Origin of the sequence: Polycyclovorans algicola TG408 (genome assembly GCF_000711245.1) — a bacterium.
Taxonomy (GTDB): domain Bacteria; phylum Pseudomonadota; class Gammaproteobacteria; order Nevskiales; family Nevskiaceae; genus Polycyclovorans; species Polycyclovorans algicola.
The window spans coordinates 374,574-396,589 of record NZ_JOMH01000001.1 but is presented as its reverse complement, the minus strand read 5'-3'; the positions used below and the strand labels follow the sequence as shown (position 1 = coordinate 396,589).

Sequence of the window (22,016 nt, the reverse complement as noted above, 5' to 3'; positions counted from 1 at the left end):
ACCGTGGCCCGCATTACGCCCATCGAGCGTTATCGCAACATCGGCATTTCAGCGCACATCGACGCTGGAAAGACCACGACGACCGAGCGCGTGCTGTTCTACACCGGCATCAGCCACAAGATTGGCGAAGTGCACGATGGCGCGGCCACCATGGACTGGATGGAGCAGGAGCAGGAACGCGGCATCACCATCACCTCGGCGGCGACCACCTGCTTCTGGCAGGGCATGGCCAAGCAGTTCGAGCAGCACCGCATCAATATCATCGACACGCCGGGGCACGTCGACTTCACCATCGAAGTCGAGCGTTCCATGCGCGTTCTTGACGGTGCATGCATGGTCTATTGCGCCGTGGGCGGTGTGCAGCCGCAGTCCGAAACGGTGTGGCGCCAGGCCACCAAGTACAAGGTGCCGCGCCTCGCGTTCGTCAACAAGATGGACCGCAGCGGTGCCAACTTCGTCAAGGTCTATGAGCAGATGAAGGCGCGCCTCAAGGCGAACCCGGTGCCCATCCAGATCCCGATCGGTGCCGAAGAAGGTTTCAAGGGCGTCATTGACCTCGTCAAGATGAAGGCCATCTTCTGGAACGAAGAAGACAAGGGCGTCACCTTCAACTACGAAGAAATCCCCGACAACCTGGTCGATGAAGCCAACAAATGGCATGAGCACATGGTTGAGGCCGCCGCAGACGCGAGCGAAGAGCTGATGGAGAAGTATCTCGGCGGCGAGACGCTGACCGAGGAAGAAATCAAGCTGGCGATTCGCAAGCGCACGGTCAGCCTCGAGATCGTGCCGATGCTGTGTGGCAGCGCCTTCAAGAACAAGGGCGTGCAGGCCATGCTGGACGCCGTGATCGAATATCTGCCGGCGCCGACCGAAGTGCCGGCCATCAAGGGCGAAGACGCCGACACCGGCGCGCCGATCGAACGTCACGCTGACGACAACGAGCCCTTCTCGGCGCTCGGCTTCAAGATCATGACCGATCCCTTCGTCGGCCAGTTGACCTTCATCCGGGTTTACTCCGGCGTGCTCAAAACCGGCGACAGCGTGTTCAACTCGCGCACCGGCAAGAACGAGCGCATCGGGCGTCTGCTGCAGATGCACGCCAACAACCGCGAAGAAATTAAGGAAGTGCGCGCCGGCGATATCGCCTGCTGCGTGGGCTTGAAAGACGTCTACACCGGCACCACGCTGGCGTCGACCGACAAGCCGGTCATCCTTGAGCGCATGGAATTCCCCGAGCCGGTGATCAGCCAGGCGGTCGAGCCGAAAACCAAGGTCGACCAGGAGCGTATGGGCATTGCCCTGAACAAGCTCGCCCAGGAAGACCCCTCGTTCCGCGTCTTCACCGACGAAGAGTCCGGCCAGACCATCATCGCCGGCATGGGCGAGCTGCACCTCGAAATTCTCGTCGACCGCATGAAGCGCGAGTTCAAGGTCGAAGCCAACATCGGTGCGCCGCAGGTGGCCTATCGTGAAACCATCCGAGCCTCGGTCGAGCAAGAAGGCAAGTTCGTCCGCCAGTCCGGTGGCCGCGGTCAGTACGGCCATTGCTGGCTGCGTATCGAGCCGCAGGAAACCGGCAAGGGCTTTGAGTTCGTCAATGCCATCGTCGGCGGCGTGATTCCCAAGGAATACGTCCCGGCCGTCGGCAAGGGTGTCGAAGAGGCGCTCAAGACGGGTGTGCTGGCCGGCTACCCGATGGTCGACATCAAGGTGACCTGCTTCGACGGCTCGTACCACGACGTCGACTCCAACGAAATGGCGTTTAAGATCGCTGGCTCCATGGGCTTCAAGGAAGGCGCGGCCAAGGCCAAGCCGGTGATCCTCGAGCCGATCATGGCGGTCGAAGTCGAGACGCCGGAAGATTACATGGGCGACGTCATGGGCGACCTCAACCGGCGCCGCGGCATCATCCTGGGCATGGACGACAACATGGGCGTCAAGGTGCTCAAGGCCGAAGTGCCGCTGTCGGAAATGTTCGGTTACTCGACCTCGCTGCGCTCAATGAGCCAGGGTCGCGCGACCTACAGCATGGAATTCAAGAAGTACGAAGAGGCCCCGGCGAACATTGCCGCCGGTCTGGCCAAGAAAGGCTCGTAAGGGCCGTCCGGGCACTCTCTCCATCTCTTTAATAGGAAAGAAACAATGGCAAAGGAAAAGTTTGAGCGTACGAAGCCGCACGTGAACGTGGGGACGATTGGTCACGTTGACCATGGCAAGACCACGACGACGGCGGCACTGACCAAGATTAGCGCTGACAAGTTTGGCAACACCAAGTACGTCGCGTACGACGAAGTGGCCAAGGCCTCTGAATCACAGGGACGTCGCGACTCCACCAAGATCCTCACCATTGCCACCTCACACGTGGAATACGAAACCGACGCACGGCACTACGCCCACGTCGACTGCCCGGGCCACGCCGACTACGTCAAGAACATGATCACCGGCGCTGCGCAGATGGACGGCGCCATCCTGGTCGTGTCCGCCACTGACGGCCCCATGCCGCAGACCCGCGAGCACGTGCTGCTGGCCAAGCAGGTCAACGTCCCCAAGATCGTCGTCTGGCTCAACAAGTGCGACCTCATCGACGACCCCGAGCTGCTCGAACTCGTCGAAATGGAAGTGCGCGAACTGCTCGGCAAATACGGCTTTGACGCCGACAACACCCCCGTCATCCAGGGCTCGGCCACCAAAGCCATCTCCGGCGACCCCGAATGGATTGCCAAGCTCGAGAGCCTGTACAGCGCCCTCGACACCTGGATCCCCGAACCCGAGCGTGAAGTCGACAAACCCTTCCTGCTGCCCGTGGAAGACGTCTTCTCCATCTCCGGCCGCGGCACCGTGGCCACCGGTCGTATTGAACGCGGCCTGGTCAAGGTTGGCGAAGAAGTCGAAATTGTCGGCATTCGCGACACCGCCAAGACCATCGTCACCGGCGTCGAAATGTTCCGCAAGCTGCTCGACCAGGGCCAGGCAGGCGACAACGTTGGCCTGCTGCTGCGCGGCACCAAGAAAGAAGACATTGAACGCGGCCAGGTGCTCTGCAAGCCCGGCAGCATCAAGCCACACGACCAGTTCGAAGGCGAGGTGTACATCCTCACCAAGGAAGAAGGCGGTCGTCACACGCCGTTCTTCAAGGGCTATCGTCCGCAGTTCTACTTCCGCACCACCGACGTCACCGGTGCCTGCGAAATTGAACAGGAAATGGTCATGCCCGGCGACAACATCCAGATGAAGGTTGAGCTGATCAACCCCATCGCCATGGAAGAAGGCGTACGTTTCGCCATCCGCGAGGGCGGCCGCACCGTCGGCGCCGGCGTGGTGACGAAGATCGTAAAATAAGTCGTCTGCAGCACTTCCCTTTTGGACGGGGCGCGGCTACACTTCGCGCCCCGTTTTTATTCTGCTCTTTAAGACCTGAGAACTCGCATGGCCGCGACCAGCCAATCCATTCGTATCCGGCTCAAGGCGTTTGATCACCGCTTGATTGACAAATCAGCGAAAGAGATCGTCGAGACCGCCAAGCGTACCGGTGCCGTAGTACATGGCCCGATTCCGCTGCCGACCCGCAAGGAACGTTTCACGGTACTGACCTCGCCGCACGTCGACAAAGACGCGCGCGACCAGTACGAGATTCGGACCCACAAGCGCCTCATGCAAATCGTCGACCCGACGGAGAAGACCGTGGACGCCCTGTCCAAGCTCGATCTGCCGGCGGGTGTCGAAGTGCAGATCAAAGTCAACTGATCGGATTTATGACAATGGCGATTTCCATTATTGGTCGTAAGGTTGGCATGACCCGCGTCTTCACCGACGCCGGTGAAGCCATCCCGGTCACAGTCATCGAGTGCGAGCCCAATCGCGTCACCCAGGTGAAAACACCTGAGACCGACGGCTACAGCGCAATTCAGGTCACGGTGGGCACGCAGAAGGTGAGTCGTCTCACCCAAGCGGCTGCCGGGCATTTCAAGAAAGCAGGTGTCGAACCCGGTCGGGGTCTCTGGGAGATCCGCGTCGGTGACGACACGATTGCGGATTACGCCTTTGGCGCCGAGGTCCGGGTCGATGCATTTGCCGACATCAAGTCGGTGGACGTGACCGGCACCAGCATCGGCAAGGGCTTTGCGGGCGGCATGAAGCGTTGGGGTTTCAAGGGCGGTCGTGCAACGCACGGCAACTCCTTGTCACACCGCGCTCCGGGTTCGATTGGTCAGCGCCAGTCACCGGGCAAAGTATTCAAAAACAAAAAGATGGCCGGACAGATGGGGAACAAGCAGATCACTGCCTTGAACCTCTCACTCGTCCGGGTCGACTCAGAACGGAACCTGCTGCTCGTCAAGGGCGCGGTGCCGGGCGCCGATAACGGGAACGTCATCGTGCGCCCCACGGTGAAAGCTTAATTCACTGGGGAAAAACGGCGAAATGGACATTGAAATGAATAACGCAGCCAGCCTGAACCTCGCGGACAGCGTGTTTGGGGCTGAATACAACGAAGCGCTGGTGCACCAGGTGGTCGTCGCCTATATGAATGGCGGCCGCGCGGGGACCAAGGCGCAAAAATCCAAGGCCATGGTTTCCGGCGGCGGTAAGAAGCCCTGGAAGCAGAAGGGTACCGGCCGCGCGCGTGCAGGCTCCATCCGCTCGCCCTTGTGGCGTGGTGGTGGCAAGACGTTCGCCGCCGTGCCGCGCGACTTCTCGCAGAAGGTCAACCGCAAGATGTATCGCGGCGCGATGCGCTCGATCTTTTCCGAGCTGCTGCGCCGCGGCGACCTGACGATCGCCGAGCAGTTCTCGGTGAGCGAGCCCAAGACCAAGGCATTCCTCTCGGCAATCGAAGGCTTCGGCGTGAGTGACGTGCTGATCGTCACCAGCGAAGTGAGCCGCGAGCTTTTTCTCTCGTCCCGCAACGTCCCGCACGTTGCGCTGAGCGATGTCGAAAGCCTCAACCCGGTTGCCCTGCTGCGCCACAAGAAAGTGGTCGTCACCGCAGACGCGGCCAAGAAAATTGAAGGGTGGTTGGCGTGAATATCGAACGTATCCATCAAGTGATTCTTGCGCCGGTGATTTCGGAGAAGGCGAACCGCATCGCCGAAAAGAACAACCAGGCGGCATTCAAAGTGCTGCCGGGCGCCAGCAAGGAAGAGATCAAAAAGGCTGTCGAAACCTTGTTCGAAGTCAGCGTCGTCGCTGTTCGCACCTTGAATGTCAAGGGCAAGACCAAGCGTTTTGGTCAGCGCATGGGTCGTCGCTCCGACTGGAAGAAGGCGTACGTGACGCTGGCCGAAGGTCAGCAGATCGACTTCGTCGGTCAGGCCAGCTAAGGACAAGAACATGCCAGTCATTCAAATGAAGCCGACGTCACCGGGCCAGCGCCATGTGGTGCGGGTTGTGACCGAGGGCCTGCACAAGGGTGCGCCGTACGGCCCGTTGGTCGAAGGCAAGCACGCCACCGGCGGTCGTAACAACAATGGCCACATGACCACGCGCCACAAGGGCGGCGGTCACAAGCAGCGGTATCGCATTGTCGATTTCAAGCGTGACAAGGACGGAATTCCCGCCAAGGTCGAACGCATTGAATACGATCCCAACCGCTCATCGCACATCGCGCTGTTGCTGTATGCAGATGGCGAGCGTCGCTACATCATCGCGCCGCGCGGTGTGAAGGCCGACGACATGTTGCAGAACGGCTTTGACGCGCCGATCAAGACGGGCAACTGCCTGCCGATCAAGAACATCCCGGTCGGCTCCACCATTCACTGCATCGAGATGCGGCCGGGCAAGGGTGCGCAAATCGCTCGCTCTGCTGGTGCCGCCGTGCAACTGGTCGCTCGCGAGGGTGCGTACGCCACGGTGCGTCTACGCTCCGGCGAAATGCGCAAGATTCTGGGCGAGTGCCGCGCCACGCTCGGTGAAGTCGGCAACTCCGATCACAACCTGCGTCAGTACGGCAAGGCCGGCGCCAAGCGTTGGAAAGGCGTCCGCCCGACCACCCGCGGTGTGGTGATGAACCCGGTCGACCACCCGCACGGTGGTGGCGAAGGCAAGTCCGGTCAGGGCAACCCGCACCCGGTCACGCCCTGGGGTCAGCAGACCAAGGGTCTCAAGACGCGCAACAACAAGCGCACGCAGGCTTTCATCCTGCGCAGCCGCAAGAAGAAGTAAGGACTGCTCATGCCACGTTCCATCAAGAAGGGGCCGTTCGTCGATCATCACCTCGCCAAGAAAGTCGAGGAGTTGGCCAACGCACGCGTCAAGAAGCCGATCAAGACCTGGTCGCGTCGTTCGATGATCACGCCCGACATGGTCGGGCTGACCATGCAGGTGCACAACGGTCGTCAGCATGTTCCGGTGTTCGTCACCGACAACATGATCAGCCACAAATTGGGCGAGTTTGCGCCGACCCGGACGTTCAAGGGTCACGCGGACAAGTCAACCAAGAAATAAGGGCGGCCCATCATGCAAACCCACGCCGTTCTGAAGTTTGTCCGTCTGTCGCCGCAAAAAGGGCGATTGGTGGCCGATCTGGTTCGGGGCAAAAAAGTCGATGAAGCCATCAACACGCTGAAGTTTTCCAATCAGCGTGCGGCCGGTTTGATCCGCAAAGTCCTCGAGTCTGCAATCGCCAACGCCGAAAACAATCTCGGCGCCGATGTCGACGAGTTGAAGGTCAGCGAGATTTTCGTTGATCAGGGCCCCGTGCTGCGCCGCATCATGCCGCGCGCCAAGGGCCGTGCCGACCGCATCAGCAAGCCGACCAGCCATATCACCATCCGTGTGAGCGACGAGTAAGCCATGGGCCATAAAGTCAATCCAACCGGTTTCCGTCTGGGCATTTCCACACAGTGGACGTCCAACTGGTATGCCGAAAAAGCCGCCTACGGCGAAAACCTGACGCGTGACATGGAAGTCCGCGAGTACCTGCGCAAGCGTCTGGCGCAGGCCAACGTCAGCCGTATCCAGATCGAGCGTCCGTCGAAGTCAGCCCGGGTGATCATTCACACCGCGCGGCCCGGCATCGTCATCGGCAAGAAGGGCGAAGACATCGAGAAGCTGAAGCAGGAAGTCGCCAAGCGCTTCGAGCTGAAGGCGGATTCGGTGCACATCAGTGTCGAGGAAATCCGCAAGCCGGAAACCGACGCCAAGTTGGTCGCCGACAGCATTGCCCAGCAGCTCGAACGCCGCATCATGTTCCGACGCGCGATGAAGCGCTCGGTTCAGAACGCCATGCGCCAGGGGGCGGGCGGAATCAAGATCCAGGTGTCCGGTCGCCTTAATGGCGCCGAAATTGCCCGTACCGAGTGGTATCGCGAAGGCCGTGTGCCGCTGCACACCCTGCGTGCCTTTGTCGATTACGGCACGTCGGAAGCACAGACCACCTACGGCATCATCGGCATCAAGGTGTGGGTCTTCAATGGCGAGGTTTTCGAAGAAAGCCGTGGCGCCAAGAAGGACGAATCCGCCGAGGCCGTTTCGGCCTGAAATTAGGAGCGCACACTCATGATGCAACCGAAGCGGACGAAATTCCGCAAGCAGATGAAGGGCACCAACCGGGGCATGACCTTTAACGGCAACAAGGTCAGCTTTGGCGAGTACGGCTTGAAGTCGACCGAGCACGGCCGTATTACGGCGCGTCAGATCGAAGCCGCCCGTCGCGTCATCACCCGTTATGTGAAGCGTGGCGGCAAGTTGTGGATTCGTATCTTCCCCGACGTGCCGGTCACCAAGAAGCCGCTCGAAGTTCGCATGGGCTCGGGCAAAGGCAACGTCGAGTATTGGGTCGCCAAGGTCCAGCCCGGCAAGATGCTCTATGAAATTGAAGGCGTCACCGAAGCCGAGGCGCAGGAAGCGTTCCGTCTTGCTGCGGCCAAGTTGTCGGTGAAAACCAGCTTTGCCAACCGGACGGTGCTGTAAATGAAAAGCGCTGAATACCTTAAAACGCTGAGCGGCAAATCGGGCGACGAACTCCAGCAAGAGCTGGTCGCACTCCGCAAAGAACAGTTCAACCTTCGGATGCAACGCGCAACCGGTCAGATGAACCAGCACCATTTGATGGGGCAGGTTCGGAAAAACATCGCCCGCGTGAAATCCGTTCAATCGGCCCAGAGGGCTGTCAAATGAGCGAGACGCAAACGGCAAAAGGCGGCCGTCGCCTGGTCGGTACCGTGACCAGCGCCAAGCCCAACAAGACGATCACGGTGTTGATCGAGCGCAGCGAGAAGCATCCGCTGTACGGCAAGTACATCCGCCGCTCGACCAAGCTGCATGCGCATGATGAAACCAACGAGTGCAGCGTCGGCGACCTGGTCGCCATCGTTGAATCACGGCCGATTTCGCGTACCAAGCATTTCAAGCTGGTTGAAGTCCTGCAAAAGGGCGGGGTGGTCGCATGATTCAACAGGAAAGCTTTCTGCTGGCGGCTGACAACAGCGGCGCCAAGCTGGTCCAGGTGATCCAGGTCAAGGGCAGCAGCCGCCGGCGTTATGCCGGTGTCGGCGACCTGGTCAAGGTCACCGTCAAGGACGCTATCCCGCGCGGCAAGGTGAAGAAGGGCGAAGTGCACGACGCGGTTGTCGTCCGCACCCGTCACGCCATTCGCCGTCCCGACGGTTCGGCCATCCGCTTCGACAACAACGCAGCGGTGCTGCTGTCGAGCAAGGGTGAGCCCCTGGGCACCCGTATCTTTGGGCCCGTGACGCGCGAACTGCGCGAGCGGTTCATGAAGATCGTGTCGCTCGCCCCTGAAGTGATGTGAGGTCGCGTCCATGAAAAAGATCAAATCGGGCGACGAAGTCGTCGTCATCTGCGGTAAGGACAAAGGTCGTCGCGGCCGCGTTGAGCAAGTGCTCGCCAACGGCAAGCTGGTGGTTGACGGCATCAACGTGGTGAAGAAAAGCCAGCGTCCGAACCCCCAGGCCGGTGTCGCCGGTGGCGTGGTGGAAAAGACCATGCCGATCCAGGCTTCCAACGTGATGTTGTGGAACGCGCAGGCGGAAAAGGGTGATCGCGTGGCCATTCGCTTTGAAGGCGAAGGCGACTCGGCCCGCAAGGTGCGCATCTTCAAGTCGACGCAAACTCCCGTCGACGCTTAAGGATCAACGATGTCTAATTTTCAGACTTATTACCAGAACGAGGTCGTGCCGAAATTGCGCAAGGACCTCGGTCTGGGTGCGATGGAAGTGCCGCGCATCACCAAGATCACCCTGAACATGGGTGTCGGCGAAGCCACGGCCGACAAAAAGATCATGGAACACGCAGTGTCCGACATGATTGCGATCGCCGGCCAGAAGCCGGTGATCACCAAGTCGCGCATCGCCGTGGCCGGCTTCAAGATTCGTGAGAACTATCCGGTGGGCGTGATGGTGACGCTGCGCCGCGAGCGCATGTACGAATTCTTCGAACGTCTGGTCAACGTCGCGCTGCCGCGTATCCGCGACTTCCGCGGCATCAAGGCCAGCGGCTTCGACGGCCGCGGCAATTTCAACTTCGGTGTGACCGAGCAGATCATTTTTGCGGAAATCGACTACGACAAGGTCGACGCCACCCGCGGCATGAACATCTCGCTGACCACCTCTGCCAAGAACGATGAGCAAGGGCGTGCCCTGCTTGACGCCTTTGGCTTCCCGTTCCGCAAGTAAGGGCGAAAGACGATGGCAAAGACCAACATGATCGAGCGCGAGAAAAAGCGCGCCAAGCTCGTTGCGAAGTTCGCGGTGAAGCGACAGAAGCTGCGCGAAGTGATCGCCGATCCAAATGCGTCCTACGAGGACAAGCAGTCCGCCGTGGTGCAGATGCAGAAGCAGCCGCGTGACGCCAGCTACACCCGCCAGGTGCGGCGCTGCAAGCTCACCGGCCGTACCCGTGGCGTGTATCGCAAGTTCGGTCTGGGGCGTCACAAGCTTCGCGAGGCCGCCATGCGCGGTGAAGTCCCGGGCCTCAAGAAGGCGAGCTGGTAACAAAGGCGAATGATTCAATGAGCATGCATGACCCCATCGCAGATTTCCTGACCCGCCTCCGCAATGGCCAGATGGCCAAGCAGAAGCAAGTGCTGTCGCCTTCCTCCAAGGTCAAGGAAGCCATCGCCCGTGTGTTGAAGGACGAGGGTTACATCGCCGAGTTTTCAGTGGCCGATGCCCCCGGAAACAAGCGCGTGATGACCGTTCGCCTGAAATATTTCCAGGGCAAGCCGGTGATCGAGCGCATTCAGCGCATCAGCCGTCCGGCGCTGCGCGTTTACAAGAACAAGGACGAATTGCCCAAGGTGTTGGGTGGACTCGGCGTGGCCATCATCTCGACCTCCACGGGCGTGATGAGTGACCGCCAGGCCCGCGCCACCGGCCAGGGCGGCGAAGTCCTCTGCGTGGTGGCGTAAGCCACGCTGCGATAGAACCCAGGAAACGATTATGTCTCGTGTCGCAAAAAATCCGATCTCACTGCCCAAGGGCGTGGATCTGCAGGTCACCGCGTCCAATGTGTCGGTCAAGGGCGCTAAGGGCAGCCTGAACTTCACGTTGCCGAAAGGTGTGCTGCTCGAGCAGGACGGCCAGACGTTCACCGTTGCCGTCGACTCGATCACCCGTAACGCCGCGCTGTCCGGCACGGTGCGTGCCATCGTCGCCAACATGGTCAAGGGCGTGTCCGAAGGTTACGAGCGCCGCTTGCAGCTGGTGGGCGTCGGTTACCGCGCCTCGACCCAGGGCAAGGTTGTCAACCTGGCGGTGGGCCTGTCGCATCCGGTCAATTACCCGATTCCCGAGGGCATCTCGGTGGAAACGCCGAGCCAGACCGAAATCGTGATTCGCGGCGCCGACAAGCAGGTGGTCGGCCAGGTGGCTGCCCATCTGCGCAGCTACCGTCCGCCGGAGCCCTACAAGGGCAAGGGTGTTCGCTATTTGGGCGAGAAGGTCGTCATGAAAGAAGCCAAGAAGAAGTAACCGCCGATCAACGCCGACGTCACCGCATTCATTACAAGTTCGAGAGTGGCATGAAAGACAAGAAAACAGCCCGCATTCGTCGCGCACGCCGCACCCGCGCACGCATTCGCAGCCTGGGCGTTCCCCGTTTGTGCGTGCACCGCACGCCGCGGCACATCTATGCGCAACTGATTGCGCCGGACGCTGCCACCGTGCTGGCCTCGGCCTCGACGCTGGAGTCCAGCCTAGCGTTGCCCGCCACCGGAAATGTCGACGCGGCCAAGCGCATCGGTGCGTTGATTGCCGAGCGGGCCAAGGCGGCGGGTATCAGCACTGTTGCATTCGATCGGTCCGGGTTTCAATACCACGGACGTATCCAGGCGCTGGCGGATGCCGCGCGCGAAGCCGGATTGGAGTTCTAAGTTATGGCATCTCCCCAGTATCAGTACGACGACCAGGGCAGCGATCTCAAAGAGAAGCTGATCACCGTCAACCGCGTGTCGAAAACCGTCAAGGGCGGCAAGCAGTTCGCCTTCACGGCGCTGACCGTGGTCGGTGACGGCGAAGGCCGCGTCGGCTTCGGCTACGGCAAGGCCAAAGAAGTGCCGGCCGCCATCGCCAAGGCGATGGACCAGGCCAAGAAATCAATGGTGACGGTGGCCCTGCGTGGCGGCACGGTGCAACACGAGATGTGGGGCGAGCACGGCGCCAGCCGCGTGTTCCTGCGGCCGGCTTCTGAGGGTACGGGCGTCATCGCCGGCGGCGCCATGCGCGCGGTATTCGAGGTGGCCGGTGTGCACAACATTCTCGCCAAGTCACTGGGCTCGCGTAACTCGATCAACGTGGTTCGCGCCACCATCGACGCGCTGAAGAAGATGAATCTCCCGTCGGAGATTGCTGCCAAGCGCGGCAAGACCGTCGAAGAGATTCTGGGCTAAGGAACGGACATGAGCAGCCACAAACAAGTCAAACTCACGCTGTTGCGCAGCCTGGCCAAGCGCCTGCCTAATCATGTTGCCTGTGCGCACGGTCTGGGTCTTCGTCGTCCGAACAACACCAAAACCCTGACGGCCACCCCCGAAGTGATGGGGATGGTTCACAAGATCAGCTACCTGCTGAAAGTGGAAGAAATCTGATGATGAAGCTCAACGAGATGAGCCCCGCCGAGGGCGCCAAGACCGCGCGTACCCGCGTCGGTCGTGGCATCGGTTCGGGTCTGGGCAAAACCGCAGGTCGCGGCCACAAGGGTCAGCATGCGCGCAAGGGCGGCTACCACAAGGTGGGCTTTGAAGGCGGCCAGATGCCGATCCAGCGTCGTCTGCCCAAGCGAGGCTTCACCTCGCAGCAGTCGCTGACGCGTGTCGAACTGACGCTGAGCAAGCTCGAGAAGATGAAAGCCACAGAGATTGATCTGGCGACCCTCATTGCAGAAGGCGTGGTGCGCCGTGACACGCTGACAGTCAAGGTCATCAAGTCGGGCTCGATCAGCCGCGCGGTCACCATTCGCGGCATCGGCATCACTGCCGGTGCCCGCGAAGCGGTCACTGCGGCTGGCGGCTCGATTGCCGAATAACATCACGACTCAACGCGCACCATAACTATGGCGAAGAAAGCACCCGGCAGCTCCATGGTCCCGGACCTCAGCAAGATTTCTGAGGTGCGTGGTCGTGTGCTGTTCCTGCTGGGCGCCATCCTGGTGTATCGCATCGGCAGCTTCATTCCGGTGCCGGGCATCGACCCGGGCCAGATGGCGGCGCTGTTCGACCAGCAGCGCGGCACCATCCTGGACATGTTCAACATGTTCTCGGGCGGTGCGCTTGAGCGTCTGTCGGTGTTCGCGCTGGGCGTCATGCCGTACATCAGTGCGGCGATCATCGTGCAGCTGCTGTCGGCCACGTTGCCGTCGCTCAAAGAGCTCAAGAAAGAAGGTGAGTCCGGTCGTCGCCAGATCACCAAGTACACCCGCTACGGCACGCTGGTGCTTGCCACCTTTCAATCGGTGGGCGCCTCTTACGCGCTGCAGGGCAGTGGCGTGGCTTTTTCACCAGGACTGGGTTTCCTGTTCGTTGCCTCGATCAGTCTGATCGCCGGGACCATGTTCCTGATGTGGCTGGGTGAGCAAATCACCGAGCGCGGCATTGGCAACGGCATCTCGATCCTGATCTTCGCCGGGATCGTCGCCGGCTTCCCGGCCGCCATTGGCGGCACGGCGCAGTTGGTCAGCGAAGGCTCGGTGAGCGGCTTCGTGGTGTTGGTGGTGTTTGTGCTGCTGATCGCGATCACCTTCGGCGTGGTCATGTTTGAGCGCGCCCAACGCCGCATCCCCGTGCATCACGCACGGCGTCAGCAGGGGCGTAAGGTGTTTGCCGCGCAGACCCAGCACTTGCCGCTGAAGATCAACATGGCGGGCGTGATTCCGCCGATTTTCGCCAGCTCGATCATTCTGTTCCCGGCGTCGATCGTCCAGTTTGCCGGGGGCGACAACCCCGGTGGCGTGTTGCAACAGGTGGTCAATGCGCTGTCACCCGGCAGCCCGTTGTACACCTTGCTGTTTGCGTCGCTGATCATCTTCTTCTGCTTCTTCTACACCGCGTTGGTGTTTGACAGCCGCGACACGGCCGACAACCTGAAGAAGAGCGGTGCCTTCATCCCCGGTGTGCGCCCTGGCGTCCACACGGCGCGCTTCATCGACACGGTGCTGACGCGTTTGACGGTGGTGGGTGCGGCGTACATCACGGCCGTCTGCCTGTTCCCGGAAATTCTGCGGTCGTTCTATCCGGGCATTCCGTTTTATCTGGGCGGCACCTCGCTGCTCATTATTGTGGTGGTGGTGATGGACTTCATGGCGCAGCTGCAGGCGCACCTGATGTCACATCAGTACGACGGTCTTCTGAAGAAGGCCAATCTGAAGCCCGGCTCGACACCGACACCGCTGCGCTGATCAGCGTTTGCGGGGTCCGGTGCGCCGGTTCTTAACCAGTTTCTCCTTGTGTGGGGTTGATCATGAAGGTTCGTGCGTCGGTCAAAAAAATCTGCCGTAACTGCAAAGTGATCCGGCGTAACGGTGTGGTGCGGGTGATCTGCACCGATTTGCGTCACAAGCAGCGCCAGGGCTGATCACCCGGCAACATTTGCATTAAGGCGGACGACTCTTTAGAGTTCTCGCCCTTTTTTGTTTCTTTATAGCGCTTTAGTCTCAGGAGTTACGCGCATGGCACGTATCGCGGGGGTTAACATCCCGGATAAAAAACACACTGTGATCGCATTGCGTGCGATCTACGGTATCGGCGCAACGCGCGCCAAACTGGTCTGCGCCGACGCGAATATCGCCGAAAGCGTGCAGATCCGTCAGCTCACCGAAGAAGAGGTTGAGCGCCTGCGCGCCTCGGTCGGCAAATTCGTCGTTGAAGGCGACCTGCGCCGCGAGGTGTCGATGAGCATCAAGCGTCTCATGGACCTTGGCTGCTATCGCGGTCTGCGTCATCGCCGTGGTCTGCCGGTGCGCGGTCAGCGCACCCGGACCAATGCACGGACCCGCAAGGGCCCCCGTCGTGCGATCAAGAAGTAACCGCGACTCTTTGAGATAAAGGCATATTCATGGCAGCTAATCCCGCCGGTGCGCAGAAGCGCAAAAAGGTTCGCAAGAACATCACCGACGCCGTGGCACACATCCACGCGTCCTTCAACAACACCATCGTGCTGATCACGGATCGGCAGGGCAACGCGATTTCGTGGAGCACCGCCGGTGCCTGCGGCTTCAAGGGCTCGCGCAAGAGCACGCCGTTTGCTGCGGGTGTTGCGGCCGAGAAAGCGGCCACCGCCGCCGCAGAGCACGGCGTCAAGAACATTGAAGTACGCGTCAAGGGCCCCGGCCCGGGTCGTGAATCAGCGGTGCGTTCGCTCAACGCCGTGGGTTTCAAGGTGACCAACATCACCGACGTGACCCCCATCCCGCACAACGGTTGCCGGCCGCCCAAGCGCCGTCGCGTCTAAGAAAAGGCAGAGAAGACTATGGCTCGTTACATCGGCCCGAAATGCAAGTTGTCCCGCCGTGTCGGCACGGACCTGTTCCTCAAGAGCCGCGCCCGTCCCCTGGATGGCAAGTGCAAGCTCGACACCCCGCCGGGGCAGCATGGCGCGCGTCGCATCCGCCTGTCGGACTACGCGCTGCAGCTCCGCGAGAAGCAGAAGCTGAAGCAGATGTACGGCGTGCTCGAGCGCCAGTTCCTCAACTATTACAAGAAGGCGTCCAGCCGCAAAGGCGCCACCGGCGTGATCCTGCTGCAGTTGCTCGAAACGCGTCTCGACAACGTGGTGTACCGCATGGGCTTTGGCCGCACCCGCGCCGAGGCTCGCCAGTTGGTCAGCCACAAGGCCATTGCCGTCAATGGCAAGCAGGTCAACATTGCCTCTTACACCGTGCAGGCGGGTGACACCGTCGAGGTCGCCCAGAAAGCCAACAAGCAGGGCCGTATTGCCGAGTCGCTGGCCATTGCCGCGCAGATCGGCTTCCCGGAATGGGTGGATGTCAGCGAGAAAGACCTGAAAGGGACTTTCAAGGCCGTGCCGCTGCGTGACCAGATCCTGCCCGACATCAACGAGAGTCTGGTTGTCGAGTTGTACTCGAAGTAAGCCAGTCGCTCTTTCACAAGGTTCGCCCCATGCAAAATGTTGTTGCCGATTTGTTGAAGCCCCGCCTCGTCGAAGTCGAGAGCCTTTCTCCGGTCCGCGCCCGCGTGACCCTGGAGCCGATGGAACGCGGCTTTGGCCACACGCTGGGCAACGCACTGCGTCGCATCCTGCTGTCTTCGGTGCCCGGCGCTGCCGTCACCGAAGTGCAGATCGACGGTGTCGTGCATGAGTACGGCGCCATCGAAGGCGTTCAGGAAGATGTCCTCGACATCCTCCTCAACATGAAGAACATCGCGGTGCGCATGCACGGTCGCGACGAAGTCACGCTTCGCCTCGAAAAGTCGGGTCACGGCGAAATCACCGCCGGTGATATCCAAGCCGACCACGATGTTGAGATCGTCAATCCCGATCTGCATCTGGCGACGCTGACCGGCGGCAAGATCAACGCAACACTCAAAGTGATGCGCGGCCGCGGTTATGTGCCGTCCACCGCCATCGCCCGTGAAGAAGAAGGCCGCGGCGTCGGCGTGCTGCGCCTCGACGCGTCTTACAGCCCGGTGCGCCGGGTCAGCTACAGCGTCGAGCGCGCGCGCGTAGCGCAGCGCACCGACCTCGACAAGCTGGTGCTCGATGTCGACACCAACGGCAGCGTCGATCCGGGTGAGGCGGTGCGTCTGGCCGCACGCATCCTGCGCGAACAATTGTCGGTGTTCGTCGACCTTGAAGCAGAAGTGGCGACCCAGGCGGTTGCGCAGGGCGGTAACGACCTGCCGGCCATCCTGTTCCGTCCGATTGACGATCTTGAGCTGACGGTGCGTTCCGCCAACTGCCTCAAGGCTGAAAATCTGTATTACATCGGTGATCTGGTGCAGCGGACCGAGATTGAACTGATGAAGACGCCCAACCTCGGCAAGAAATCGCTCAACGAAATCAAGGACGCCCTGCGCGCCCATGAACTGTCGTTGGGGATGCAACTTGAAAACTGGTCATCGCCCAAAGCGACCGCTTGATCGTTTCGTGAATCGTTAAGGAAATCACCCCATGCGTCACAATATGTCCGGCCGCGCGTTTGGTCGCAGCCCCAGCCACCGCAAGGCGACGATGCAGTCCATCGCGGTTGCGTTGTTCAAGCACGAAATGATCAAGACCACGGTACCCAAGGCCAAGGAACTGCGGCGTTTCGCCGAGCCCTTGATCGCCCGTGCCAAGGTCGACAGCGTGCACAACCGTCGCCTGGTGTTCGCGCGCTTGCGCGACCGTGACGCGGTGCAGAAACTGTTTCTCGATCTCGGTCCCCGTTGTGCCGCTCGTCCGGGTGGTTACACCCGCGTCATGCGTTGTGGCTTCCGTGCCGGTGACAATGCGCCGATGGCCTACATCGAGTTGGTCGATCGCCGCACCGACGCGGCGGATGCACCTGAAGTCGGCGACGCGGCTTGACCCTAGCGTCTGAAGAAAAGCACCTTTCGGGGTGCTTTTTTTTGTCCGCAGGCCTTCAAAAATAACGGTGGATCGGCCACTAAATCCTGTGGCTCTTCGGTAAACTCGCCAAATGCAGATGAGAATTAGTGTCATTGGTAAAGTTGCCGCGCGCTTGGGTGCTTTCTTGTTGGCCGTGCTGAGCGTTGCCGCGCACGCGCAAAACAACCGCGCGACGCTGGAGCGCGCCGTCGATGAGCAGGTGTCGGCCCAGCGCGAGTTGGCCGAGGGCCAGGCGCAGATCGACGCCCTCGACGACGAGACCCGCGAGGCGATGGCGCAATACCGTGCCCTGCTGCAGGAGGCGGCCGCGGTCGAGCGCTATAACGAACAAATGGCCCGCCAGGTTGAGGCGCAGCGCGACGCCCTGGCGTCGCTCGACCGGCAGTTGACCCAGATTGACGGGACCGCGCGCGAAGTCATGCCGTTGATGCAGCGCATGGTCGACACCCTGCCGCAGGTGGTGGCCGCCGACCTGCCGTTTTTGCCCGACGAGCGTGACCAGCGCGTCGCCGAACTCGGCGCGATGCTGGATCGCGCGGATGTCACGGTCGCCGAGAAGTTTCGCCGCATTCTTGAGGCCTACCAGGTCGAAGCCGAATACGGCCGTACGCTCGAGGCCTATCAGGGCGCGCTACCTGGCGACGACCCGCGACAGGTGGATTTCCTCCGCGTGGGGCGCGTCGCCTTGATGTACCTGAGCCTCGACGGCAGCGAAGCCGGCTACTGGTCAGCCGCCGATGGCTCGTTTGTGCCGGCGCCCGACTATCGCAACGCCGTGCGCCAGGGGCTGCGCATCGCCCGGCGCCAGGTGGCACCCGACTGGGTGCAGGTGCCGGTCGCGGTCTCTGAAGGTGGTGGGCAGTGATGCGCCGCGCTTGCGCGATGGCGCTGCTGGGCATCGCGGCATTCACGGCGGTCGCGCCGGCTTTCCCGCAGCCGCCGCAGGATCTCGACGCGCTGCTGCAAAAGACCCGCGACGCACGCGCCAGTGACGCCCGTGGGCTGGACGAACGCGTGCAACGCTTCCGCGACGAACGAGACATCCGTGCGACCGAGATGCGCGAAGCGCAGCAGCGGCGCGATGCCGCCGTGGCCCGCAGTGAGTCGCTGCTCGCCGAGTTCGACGAGAACGAAGTTGCATTGACCGAAGGCCAGACCCAGCTCGATGCCCGCAGCGGCAACCTCGGTGAAGTGTTCGGGGTGGTGCGGCAAGTGTCGGGGGATTTCGCATCGCAGTCGCAGAACTCAATCATCACGCTCGAACACCCGGCGCGGCAGGCACGGCTCGATCAGTTGGCAACCGCCAACGCGCTACCTTCTGCCGAGGCGCTGGAGCAACTCTGGCTGGACCTGCTGCAGGAGATCGTCGAGACCGGCAAGGTGTCGCGCTTCAGCGCTCCGGTGGTCGATGCCCGTGGCGCCGTCACCGACGCCGAGGTGGTCAGGGTCGGGCCGTTCACCGCCACGGCGGGCGCCCGTTTCCTGGTGCGTGAATCCGCCGCCGAAGCCTTTACCGCATTGTCGGCGCAACCGCCGCGCGGCTTGCGTCAACGTGCCGCCACGCTCGCCGCAGCGCCGTCCGGTGAGGTGCAGCGCGTTGACGTTGACCCTTCGCGCGGCGCGCTGCTCGGGGTGCTGGTGCAGACGCCCGGCATCGCCGAGCGCATCCAATCGGGCGGGTGGGTGGGCGCGGTGATCATCGCGTTGGGGCTGGCGGGGGTACTGTTAGCCCTCGAGCGATTCATCGTGCTCGCCCGGGTGGGCGGGCGCATTCGCCGCCAGCGGAAGGACATCGCCGCGCCCACCGGCGACAATCCGCTGGGTCGCGTTTTGCAGGTCTACACGCGACAGCCCGAGCTTGAGCCGGAAACGCTCGAGCTCAAGCTCGACGACGCCGTGCTGCGCGAGATTCCTGCGCTCGAAGTGCGTCTGGTGTGGCTGAAGATTCTCGCGGCCGTCGCGCCGCTGCTGGGGTTGCTGGGCACCGTGACCGGGATGATTCTCACCTTTCAGCAGATCACCCTATTTGGCACCGGAGACCCGAAGCTGATGGCCGGCGGCATCTCGCAGGCCCTGGTGACCACTGTTCTGGGCCTGATCGTCGCGATTCCCATGGTGCTGCTCCACGCCATGCTCAACGCCCGCAGCAAGGGGCTGATTCAGGTGTTGGAAGAAGAATCGGCCGGACTGATTGCCGAACAGTCCGAGCGTCGCCCGCAAGGTCAGGCGCGCGTCGGTGTTTGAGGGCGAGAACCCGCTGCAGGCGGTAATGACCTTCCTCGACGCGGGCGGCCCGGTGGTCTATGCGCTGCTTGTGCTGGCCGTGGTGCTGTGGACATTGATCCTCGAACGCCTGATGTACTACCGCTGGCAGATGCCGACCGACGTCAAGCGCTGCATGGCCGACTGGCAGGCGCGGCCCGATCATCACAGTTGGCACGCCCACAAAATCAAGCAGCGACGGGTCTCCGAAGCCCAGCGTCATTGGCGTGCGCGGCTGTCATTGATCAAGGCGCTGGTGGCGCTGTGCCCGATGATGGGCTTGCTGGGGACGGTGACCGGCATGATTCACGTCTTCCATGTGATGGCGGTGCTCGGCACCGGCAACGCACGGGCCATGGCCGCCGGCATCAGTACCGCCACCCTGCCGACCATGGCGGGCATGGTGATCGCTATCTCGGGGTTGTACTTCGTGTCGCGGCTGGAACAGCGCGTGCAACGCGCCCGGCACCATCTGCACGATCAGATGGTGACCCACTGATGTCGAAAAAGCGCCTGCGCACCGAAGAAGACGCCGCCATCGATCTGACCCCGATGCTCGATGTGGTGTTCATCATGCTGATCTTTTTCATCGTCACCACCTCGTTCGTCAAAGAGGCGGGGGTCGACGTCAACCGCCCGAGTGCCGACACCGCGACCCGGCAGGAACAAGGGTCCATCATGATCGCGTTGCGCGCCAACGGCGAGGTCTGGATGGACCGCCGCCAGGTCGACCTGCGTGCCGTTCGCGCCTACATCGAGCGGCAGCGTGTCGAGAGCCCCGAGGCGTCGGTGGTGATTTTGGCTGACACCGGCGCCGAGACCGGTCTGTTGGTAGAGGTCATGGACCAAGTGCGCCTCGGCGGCATCGCGCAGATTTCGATTGCCGCGACGGAAGGCGGCGGCGGATGAACCCCGTCGTGCGCGGTGGCGCCGCCCTGCTGGGCGCGCTGCTGATCAGCTTTGGCCTGTTCTGGGTCATGTACCGGCTGGTGCTTGGCGGCGAGGCACAACGCGGCGAGGCGAACACGTCGCCGGTGATCGACTTCGTGCGGGTGCAGCGCAATGACGAACTCGAAACCCGTCAGCGCGTGCGTCCCGAACGGCCGCCGCCGCCCGAGCGGCCACCGACGGCGCCGCAGGTCAACGTCAATGCGCAAACCCCGCCGGCGCCTGCCGCGCTCGCCTTGCCCGGGCTGCAGACCTTGGCGGTCACGCCGAATCTTGAGGGCGGCCCCTTCATCGGTGAGTTCACGCCCGATGCCGGCGGTGGCGGTGGTGGCGGCGATGCCGAGCTGGTGCCGTTGGTGCGCGTGCCGCCGCAATATCCCCGTGCCGCTGCGCGCGCCGGTGTCATAGGCGTGGTCACCGTGCAGGTCACGGTCGGACCGGACGGCCGCGTGCAGGATGCGCAGATCATCAAGGCCGAACCGCGCGGCTATTTCGAGCAGGCGGCGCTGCGCTCGGCACGGCAGAGCCAGTTTCGGCCGCGCACGGTGGGCGGTGAACCGGTGACCCAGACCGGCACCTACGACATCGTTTTCACCTTGGAGTCGCGGTGAGCCGTTGGGTGCTGCTGGTGCTGGCGCTGGCGCTGGTTGGGGCGGCAGCCGCCAACACCCTCAGTGAGGCCGGCTACCGGCAACTGGAGCGTGCCCAGACATTGCTCGCCGATGGGGATGCCGTGGGCGCCAATGCCTTGCTCGAAGCCCGCTTTGGTCGCGCCGACCATGACGGCGAACGGGCGCTCATTCGCCAGGTACAGGGCTTCGCGCTGGCCGCCGTGCCGGACAACCGCGCCGCCATCGACCGCCTGCAACAGGCGCTGGACTATGACGCGCTGCCCGAGCTCGCCGCCTTGCAGTCGCGACTCGCACTCGGGCAGTTGCTCTACGTCGAAGACCGCATGACCGACGCCATTCGCGTGCTCACCACGTATGTCGACGAGGCTGGCGACGCCGCAGTGGTTGAGGCACAGGTGATGTTGGCCTCCGCGCACGTCACCGCCAAACAGTACCGCCAGGCGCGCGCACCACTGCGCGCGGCAATGGCGCGTCGCGTGTCACCCCCGCTAGCATGGCTGGAGCTGCAACTGGCCATCGACTATGGCTTGGAAGCCTGGTCTGACGCTGCCGAAACCCTGCTGACACTGGTCGCCCGCGCGCCGCAAGCGCCGCAATACTGGCAGCAGCTTTCGGGGGTTTATTACGAACTCGGGCGCCAGCCGCAGGCGCTGGCAATTCTGGCGCTGGCGCACCGCCAGGGGCTGCTGGAGACGCCGCGGGCGCTGCGCAATCTGGCCCAGTTGTTCCGCGCACTTGGCGTGCCTTACAAGGCCGGCGAACTGCTGGAGGCCGCGCTGGCGGAGGGCGAGCTCGACGCCGATGCGGCGCTGCTTGACCGCCTTGCCGATGCGTGGATCGAGGCCCGCGAATACGATCGCGCCGTGGCCGCCCTGACCCGACGTCTGGCGGTGGAAGAGACCGCCGCCGCGCGGCTGCGGCTTGCGCAGGTGCAGGTGCAGCGATTCGACTGGGCGGCGGTGCAGGCTGCGCTGGGGACCAACCTGGAGCGCCTCGACGGTGATGCCGCCCTGCTGCTGGGCATGGCGGCGTTTGAACAGGACGACACCGCGCTGGCCGAGCGGGCGTTCATCAAGGCGCGGGCCTCGGCAGGTCAGCGCCGCGCGGCCGAACAGTGGTTGCGCTATCTCGCCGAGGCCCGGTAACGCCC

General features: G+C 62.3%; 36 protein-coding genes. All 36 read left to right on the top strand.

Annotated elements, in window-relative coordinates:
* Window positions 1–3 precede the first annotated feature (3 nt).
* The 36 genes from fusA (at window position 4) to U741_RS0101745 (ending at window position 22,011) form a co-directional block, all read left to right on the top strand.
* On the top strand, window positions 4–2,100 hold the full coding sequence (gene fusA / locus U741_RS0101920; protein WP_029888811.1) for an elongation factor G: 2,097 nt from the start codon (window positions 4–6) through the stop codon (window positions 2,098–2,100).
* Between the two features lie 45 nt (window positions 2,101–2,145).
* Entirely contained in the window at window positions 2,146–3,342 is a 1,197-nt protein-coding gene (gene tuf, locus U741_RS0101915; RefSeq protein ID WP_029888810.1) for an elongation factor Tu, read from the top strand.
* Window positions 3,343–3,429: 87 nt separating this feature from the next.
* The gene (rpsJ, locus tag U741_RS0101910) at window positions 3,430–3,747 is read left to right on the top strand and encodes a 30S ribosomal protein S10 (protein ID WP_029888809.1); all 318 of its coding nucleotides are present in this window, start codon (window positions 3,430–3,432) and stop codon (window positions 3,745–3,747) included.
* A 14-nt stretch (window positions 3,748–3,761) separates the two neighbouring features.
* Window positions 3,762–4,400: a 50S ribosomal protein L3 gene (rplC, locus tag U741_RS0101905; RefSeq protein WP_029888808.1), complete on the top strand. Its 639-nt coding sequence runs from the start codon at window positions 3,762–3,764 to the stop codon at window positions 4,398–4,400.
* A 22-nt stretch (window positions 4,401–4,422) separates the two neighbouring features.
* Entirely contained in the window at window positions 4,423–5,025 is a 603-nt protein-coding gene (gene rplD, locus U741_RS0101900; RefSeq protein ID WP_029888807.1) for a 50S ribosomal protein L4, read from the top strand.
* Complete coding sequence (gene rplW / locus U741_RS0101895; protein ID WP_029888806.1) at window positions 5,022–5,321, top strand: 50S ribosomal protein L23; 300 nt, start codon at window positions 5,022–5,024, stop codon at window positions 5,319–5,321. Before rplD ends, rplW begins: the two co-directional genes overlap by 4 nt.
* A 10-nt stretch (window positions 5,322–5,331) precedes the next feature.
* Entirely contained in the window at window positions 5,332–6,162 is an 831-nt protein-coding gene (gene rplB, locus U741_RS0101890) for a 50S ribosomal protein L2 (RefSeq protein WP_029888805.1), read from the top strand.
* A 9-nt stretch (window positions 6,163–6,171) separates the two neighbouring features.
* Window positions 6,172–6,444 carry a 30S ribosomal protein S19 gene (rpsS, locus tag U741_RS0101885; protein WP_029888804.1) on the top strand — a complete coding sequence of 91 codons (273 nt, stop codon included), beginning with the start codon at window positions 6,172–6,174 and terminating at the stop codon, window positions 6,442–6,444.
* Between the two features lie 12 nt (window positions 6,445–6,456).
* Window positions 6,457–6,789, top strand: coding sequence for a 50S ribosomal protein L22 (gene rplV, locus U741_RS0101880; RefSeq protein ID WP_029888803.1), 333 nt, complete (start codon window positions 6,457–6,459; stop codon window positions 6,787–6,789).
* Window positions 6,790–6,792: 3 nt separating this feature from the next.
* On the top strand, window positions 6,793–7,479 hold the full coding sequence (rpsC, locus tag U741_RS0101875) for a 30S ribosomal protein S3 (protein WP_029888802.1): 687 nt from the start codon (window positions 6,793–6,795) through the stop codon (window positions 7,477–7,479).
* A gap of 18 nt (window positions 7,480–7,497) precedes the next feature.
* Window positions 7,498–7,911, top strand: a complete 414-nt coding sequence (gene rplP / locus U741_RS0101870) for a 50S ribosomal protein L16 (protein WP_029888801.1) — start codon at window positions 7,498–7,500, stop codon at window positions 7,909–7,911.
* Window positions 7,912–8,118 carry a 50S ribosomal protein L29 gene (gene rpmC, locus U741_RS0101865; protein WP_029888800.1) on the top strand — a complete coding sequence of 69 codons (207 nt, stop codon included), beginning with the start codon at window positions 7,912–7,914 and terminating at the stop codon, window positions 8,116–8,118.
* On the top strand, window positions 8,115–8,390 hold the full coding sequence (rpsQ, locus tag U741_RS0101860; protein ID WP_029888799.1) for a 30S ribosomal protein S17: 276 nt from the start codon (window positions 8,115–8,117) through the stop codon (window positions 8,388–8,390). The genes rpmC and rpsQ overlap by 4 nt, the downstream gene beginning before the upstream one ends.
* The gene (rplN, locus tag U741_RS0101855) at window positions 8,387–8,752 is read left to right on the top strand and encodes a 50S ribosomal protein L14 (RefSeq protein WP_029888798.1); all 366 of its coding nucleotides are present in this window, start codon (window positions 8,387–8,389) and stop codon (window positions 8,750–8,752) included. Before rpsQ ends, rplN begins: the two co-directional genes overlap by 4 nt.
* 10 nt (window positions 8,753–8,762) lie before the next feature.
* The gene (gene rplX, locus U741_RS0101850) at window positions 8,763–9,089 is read left to right on the top strand and encodes a 50S ribosomal protein L24 (protein WP_029888797.1); all 327 of its coding nucleotides are present in this window, start codon (window positions 8,763–8,765) and stop codon (window positions 9,087–9,089) included.
* A gap of 9 nt (window positions 9,090–9,098) precedes the next feature.
* Window positions 9,099–9,635: a 50S ribosomal protein L5 gene (gene rplE / locus U741_RS0101845; protein WP_029888796.1), complete on the top strand. Its 537-nt coding sequence runs from the start codon at window positions 9,099–9,101 to the stop codon at window positions 9,633–9,635.
* 12 nt (window positions 9,636–9,647) lie between these two features.
* Window positions 9,648–9,953 carry a 30S ribosomal protein S14 gene (rpsN, locus tag U741_RS0101840; protein WP_029888795.1) on the top strand — a complete coding sequence of 102 codons (306 nt, stop codon included), beginning with the start codon at window positions 9,648–9,650 and terminating at the stop codon, window positions 9,951–9,953.
* A 17-nt stretch (window positions 9,954–9,970) separates the two neighbouring features.
* Window positions 9,971–10,369 carry a 30S ribosomal protein S8 gene (gene rpsH / locus U741_RS0101835; RefSeq protein WP_029888794.1) on the top strand — a complete coding sequence of 133 codons (399 nt, stop codon included), beginning with the start codon at window positions 9,971–9,973 and terminating at the stop codon, window positions 10,367–10,369.
* A 31-nt stretch (window positions 10,370–10,400) separates the two neighbouring features.
* On the top strand, window positions 10,401–10,931 hold the full coding sequence (gene rplF, locus U741_RS0101830; protein WP_029888793.1) for a 50S ribosomal protein L6: 531 nt from the start codon (window positions 10,401–10,403) through the stop codon (window positions 10,929–10,931).
* Window positions 10,932–10,981: 50 nt separating this feature from the next.
* Window positions 10,982–11,332, top strand: a complete 351-nt coding sequence (rplR, locus tag U741_RS0101825) for a 50S ribosomal protein L18 (RefSeq protein WP_029888792.1) — start codon at window positions 10,982–10,984, stop codon at window positions 11,330–11,332.
* A gap of 3 nt (window positions 11,333–11,335) precedes the next feature.
* Window positions 11,336–11,848, top strand: a complete 513-nt coding sequence (rpsE, locus tag U741_RS0101820) for a 30S ribosomal protein S5 (RefSeq protein ID WP_029888791.1) — start codon at window positions 11,336–11,338, stop codon at window positions 11,846–11,848.
* A gap of 9 nt (window positions 11,849–11,857) precedes the next feature.
* Entirely contained in the window at window positions 11,858–12,046 is a 189-nt protein-coding gene (gene rpmD / locus U741_RS0101815; protein ID WP_029888790.1) for a 50S ribosomal protein L30, read from the top strand.
* 2 nt (window positions 12,047–12,048) lie between these two features.
* A complete protein-coding gene (rplO, locus tag U741_RS0101810) occupies window positions 12,049–12,483 on the top strand; it encodes a 50S ribosomal protein L15 (RefSeq protein WP_029888789.1) in 435 nt (144 codons plus the stop codon).
* A gap of 27 nt (window positions 12,484–12,510) precedes the next feature.
* Entirely contained in the window at window positions 12,511–13,851 is a 1,341-nt protein-coding gene (gene secY / locus U741_RS0101805) for a preprotein translocase subunit SecY (RefSeq protein WP_029888788.1), read from the top strand.
* 62 nt (window positions 13,852–13,913) lie between these two features.
* Window positions 13,914–14,027: a 50S ribosomal protein L36 gene (gene rpmJ, locus U741_RS0101800; RefSeq protein WP_029888787.1), complete on the top strand. Its 114-nt coding sequence runs from the start codon at window positions 13,914–13,916 to the stop codon at window positions 14,025–14,027.
* A 94-nt stretch (window positions 14,028–14,121) separates the two neighbouring features.
* On the top strand, window positions 14,122–14,478 hold the full coding sequence (gene rpsM / locus U741_RS0101795; RefSeq protein WP_029888786.1) for a 30S ribosomal protein S13: 357 nt from the start codon (window positions 14,122–14,124) through the stop codon (window positions 14,476–14,478).
* Window positions 14,479–14,507: 29 nt separating this feature from the next.
* Window positions 14,508–14,903 (top strand): 30S ribosomal protein S11, encoded by a 396-nt coding sequence (rpsK, locus tag U741_RS0101790; protein ID WP_029888785.1) that lies wholly within the window; start codon window positions 14,508–14,510, stop codon window positions 14,901–14,903.
* 18 nt (window positions 14,904–14,921) lie between these two features.
* Window positions 14,922–15,542, top strand: a complete 621-nt coding sequence (gene rpsD, locus U741_RS0101785; RefSeq protein ID WP_029888784.1) for a 30S ribosomal protein S4 — start codon at window positions 14,922–14,924, stop codon at window positions 15,540–15,542.
* Between the two features lie 29 nt (window positions 15,543–15,571).
* Window positions 15,572–16,552: a DNA-directed RNA polymerase subunit alpha gene (locus U741_RS0101780; protein WP_029888783.1), complete on the top strand. Its 981-nt coding sequence runs from the start codon at window positions 15,572–15,574 to the stop codon at window positions 16,550–16,552.
* Between the two features lie 31 nt (window positions 16,553–16,583).
* Entirely contained in the window at window positions 16,584–16,982 is a 399-nt protein-coding gene (gene rplQ / locus U741_RS0101775) for a 50S ribosomal protein L17 (protein WP_029888782.1), read from the top strand.
* Window positions 16,983–17,157: 175 nt separating this feature from the next.
* Window positions 17,158–17,889 (top strand): DUF3450 domain-containing protein, encoded by a 732-nt coding sequence (locus U741_RS0101770; protein WP_235200641.1) that lies wholly within the window; start codon window positions 17,158–17,160, stop codon window positions 17,887–17,889.
* Window positions 17,889–19,268 (top strand): MotA/TolQ/ExbB proton channel family protein, encoded by a 1,380-nt coding sequence (locus tag U741_RS0101765; protein ID WP_029888780.1) that lies wholly within the window; start codon window positions 17,889–17,891, stop codon window positions 19,266–19,268. Before U741_RS0101770 ends, U741_RS0101765 begins: the two co-directional genes overlap by 1 nt.
* Window positions 19,261–19,785: a MotA/TolQ/ExbB proton channel family protein gene (locus tag U741_RS0101760; RefSeq protein WP_200872656.1), complete on the top strand. Its 525-nt coding sequence runs from the start codon at window positions 19,261–19,263 to the stop codon at window positions 19,783–19,785. Before U741_RS0101765 ends, U741_RS0101760 begins: the two co-directional genes overlap by 8 nt.
* Window positions 19,785–20,195, top strand: a complete 411-nt coding sequence (locus tag U741_RS0101755; protein WP_029888778.1) for an ExbD/TolR family protein — start codon at window positions 19,785–19,787, stop codon at window positions 20,193–20,195. The genes U741_RS0101760 and U741_RS0101755 overlap by 1 nt, the downstream gene beginning before the upstream one ends.
* Window positions 20,192–20,845, top strand: coding sequence for an energy transducer TonB (locus tag U741_RS0101750; protein ID WP_029888777.1), 654 nt, complete (start codon window positions 20,192–20,194; stop codon window positions 20,843–20,845). Before U741_RS0101755 ends, U741_RS0101750 begins: the two co-directional genes overlap by 4 nt.
* Window positions 20,842–22,011 carry a tetratricopeptide repeat protein gene (locus tag U741_RS0101745; RefSeq protein WP_029888776.1) on the top strand — a complete coding sequence of 390 codons (1,170 nt, stop codon included), beginning with the start codon at window positions 20,842–20,844 and terminating at the stop codon, window positions 22,009–22,011. The genes U741_RS0101750 and U741_RS0101745 overlap by 4 nt, the downstream gene beginning before the upstream one ends.
* Window positions 22,012–22,016 lie beyond the last annotated feature (5 nt).

Bases quoted from the DNA above. Each gene is read 5' to 3' on its own strand.
- tuf (WP_029888810.1), top strand. From the start codon at position 2,146: ATGGCAAAGGAAAAGTTTGAGCGTACGAAGCCGCACGTGAACGTGGGG.
- rpsJ (WP_029888809.1), top strand. From the start codon at position 3,430: ATGGCCGCGACCAGCCAATCCATTCGTATCCGGCTCAAGGCGTTTGAT.
- rplC (WP_029888808.1), top strand. From the start codon at position 3,762: ATGGCGATTTCCATTATTGGTCGTAAGGTTGGCATGACCCGCGTCTTC.
- rplD (WP_029888807.1), top strand. From the start codon at position 4,423: ATGGACATTGAAATGAATAACGCAGCCAGCCTGAACCTCGCGGACAGC.
- rplB (WP_029888805.1), top strand. From the start codon at position 5,332: ATGCCAGTCATTCAAATGAAGCCGACGTCACCGGGCCAGCGCCATGTG.
- rpsS (WP_029888804.1), top strand. From the start codon at position 6,172: ATGCCACGTTCCATCAAGAAGGGGCCGTTCGTCGATCATCACCTCGCC.
- rplV (WP_029888803.1), top strand. From the start codon at position 6,457: ATGCAAACCCACGCCGTTCTGAAGTTTGTCCGTCTGTCGCCGCAAAAA.
- rpsC (WP_029888802.1), top strand. From the start codon at position 6,793: ATGGGCCATAAAGTCAATCCAACCGGTTTCCGTCTGGGCATTTCCACA.
- rplP (WP_029888801.1), top strand. From the start codon at position 7,498: ATGATGCAACCGAAGCGGACGAAATTCCGCAAGCAGATGAAGGGCACC.
- rpmC (WP_029888800.1), top strand. From the start codon at position 7,912: ATGAAAAGCGCTGAATACCTTAAAACGCTGAGCGGCAAATCGGGCGAC.
- rpsQ (WP_029888799.1), top strand. From the start codon at position 8,115: ATGAGCGAGACGCAAACGGCAAAAGGCGGCCGTCGCCTGGTCGGTACC.
- rplN (WP_029888798.1), top strand. From the start codon at position 8,387: ATGATTCAACAGGAAAGCTTTCTGCTGGCGGCTGACAACAGCGGCGCC.
- rplX (WP_029888797.1), top strand. From the start codon at position 8,763: ATGAAAAAGATCAAATCGGGCGACGAAGTCGTCGTCATCTGCGGTAAG.
- rplE (WP_029888796.1), top strand. From the start codon at position 9,099: ATGTCTAATTTTCAGACTTATTACCAGAACGAGGTCGTGCCGAAATTG.
- rpsN (WP_029888795.1), top strand. From the start codon at position 9,648: ATGGCAAAGACCAACATGATCGAGCGCGAGAAAAAGCGCGCCAAGCTC.
- rpsH (WP_029888794.1), top strand. From the start codon at position 9,971: ATGAGCATGCATGACCCCATCGCAGATTTCCTGACCCGCCTCCGCAAT.
- rplF (WP_029888793.1), top strand. From the start codon at position 10,401: ATGTCTCGTGTCGCAAAAAATCCGATCTCACTGCCCAAGGGCGTGGAT.
- rplR (WP_029888792.1), top strand. From the start codon at position 10,982: ATGAAAGACAAGAAAACAGCCCGCATTCGTCGCGCACGCCGCACCCGC.
- rpsE (WP_029888791.1), top strand. From the start codon at position 11,336: ATGGCATCTCCCCAGTATCAGTACGACGACCAGGGCAGCGATCTCAAA.
- rpmD (WP_029888790.1), top strand. From the start codon at position 11,858: ATGAGCAGCCACAAACAAGTCAAACTCACGCTGTTGCGCAGCCTGGCC.
- rplO (WP_029888789.1), top strand. From the start codon at position 12,049: ATGAAGCTCAACGAGATGAGCCCCGCCGAGGGCGCCAAGACCGCGCGT.
- secY (WP_029888788.1), top strand. From the start codon at position 12,511: ATGGCGAAGAAAGCACCCGGCAGCTCCATGGTCCCGGACCTCAGCAAG.
- rpmJ (WP_029888787.1), top strand. From the start codon at position 13,914: ATGAAGGTTCGTGCGTCGGTCAAAAAAATCTGCCGTAACTGCAAAGTG.
- rpsM (WP_029888786.1), top strand. From the start codon at position 14,122: ATGGCACGTATCGCGGGGGTTAACATCCCGGATAAAAAACACACTGTG.
- rpsK (WP_029888785.1), top strand. From the start codon at position 14,508: ATGGCAGCTAATCCCGCCGGTGCGCAGAAGCGCAAAAAGGTTCGCAAG.
- rpsD (WP_029888784.1), top strand. From the start codon at position 14,922: ATGGCTCGTTACATCGGCCCGAAATGCAAGTTGTCCCGCCGTGTCGGC.
- U741_RS0101780 (WP_029888783.1), top strand. From the start codon at position 15,572: ATGCAAAATGTTGTTGCCGATTTGTTGAAGCCCCGCCTCGTCGAAGTC.
- rplQ (WP_029888782.1), top strand. From the start codon at position 16,584: ATGCGTCACAATATGTCCGGCCGCGCGTTTGGTCGCAGCCCCAGCCAC.
- U741_RS0101765 (WP_029888780.1), top strand. From the start codon at position 17,889: ATGCGCCGCGCTTGCGCGATGGCGCTGCTGGGCATCGCGGCATTCACG.
- U741_RS0101755 (WP_029888778.1), top strand. From the start codon at position 19,785: ATGTCGAAAAAGCGCCTGCGCACCGAAGAAGACGCCGCCATCGATCTG.
- U741_RS0101750 (WP_029888777.1), top strand. From the start codon at position 20,192: ATGAACCCCGTCGTGCGCGGTGGCGCCGCCCTGCTGGGCGCGCTGCTG.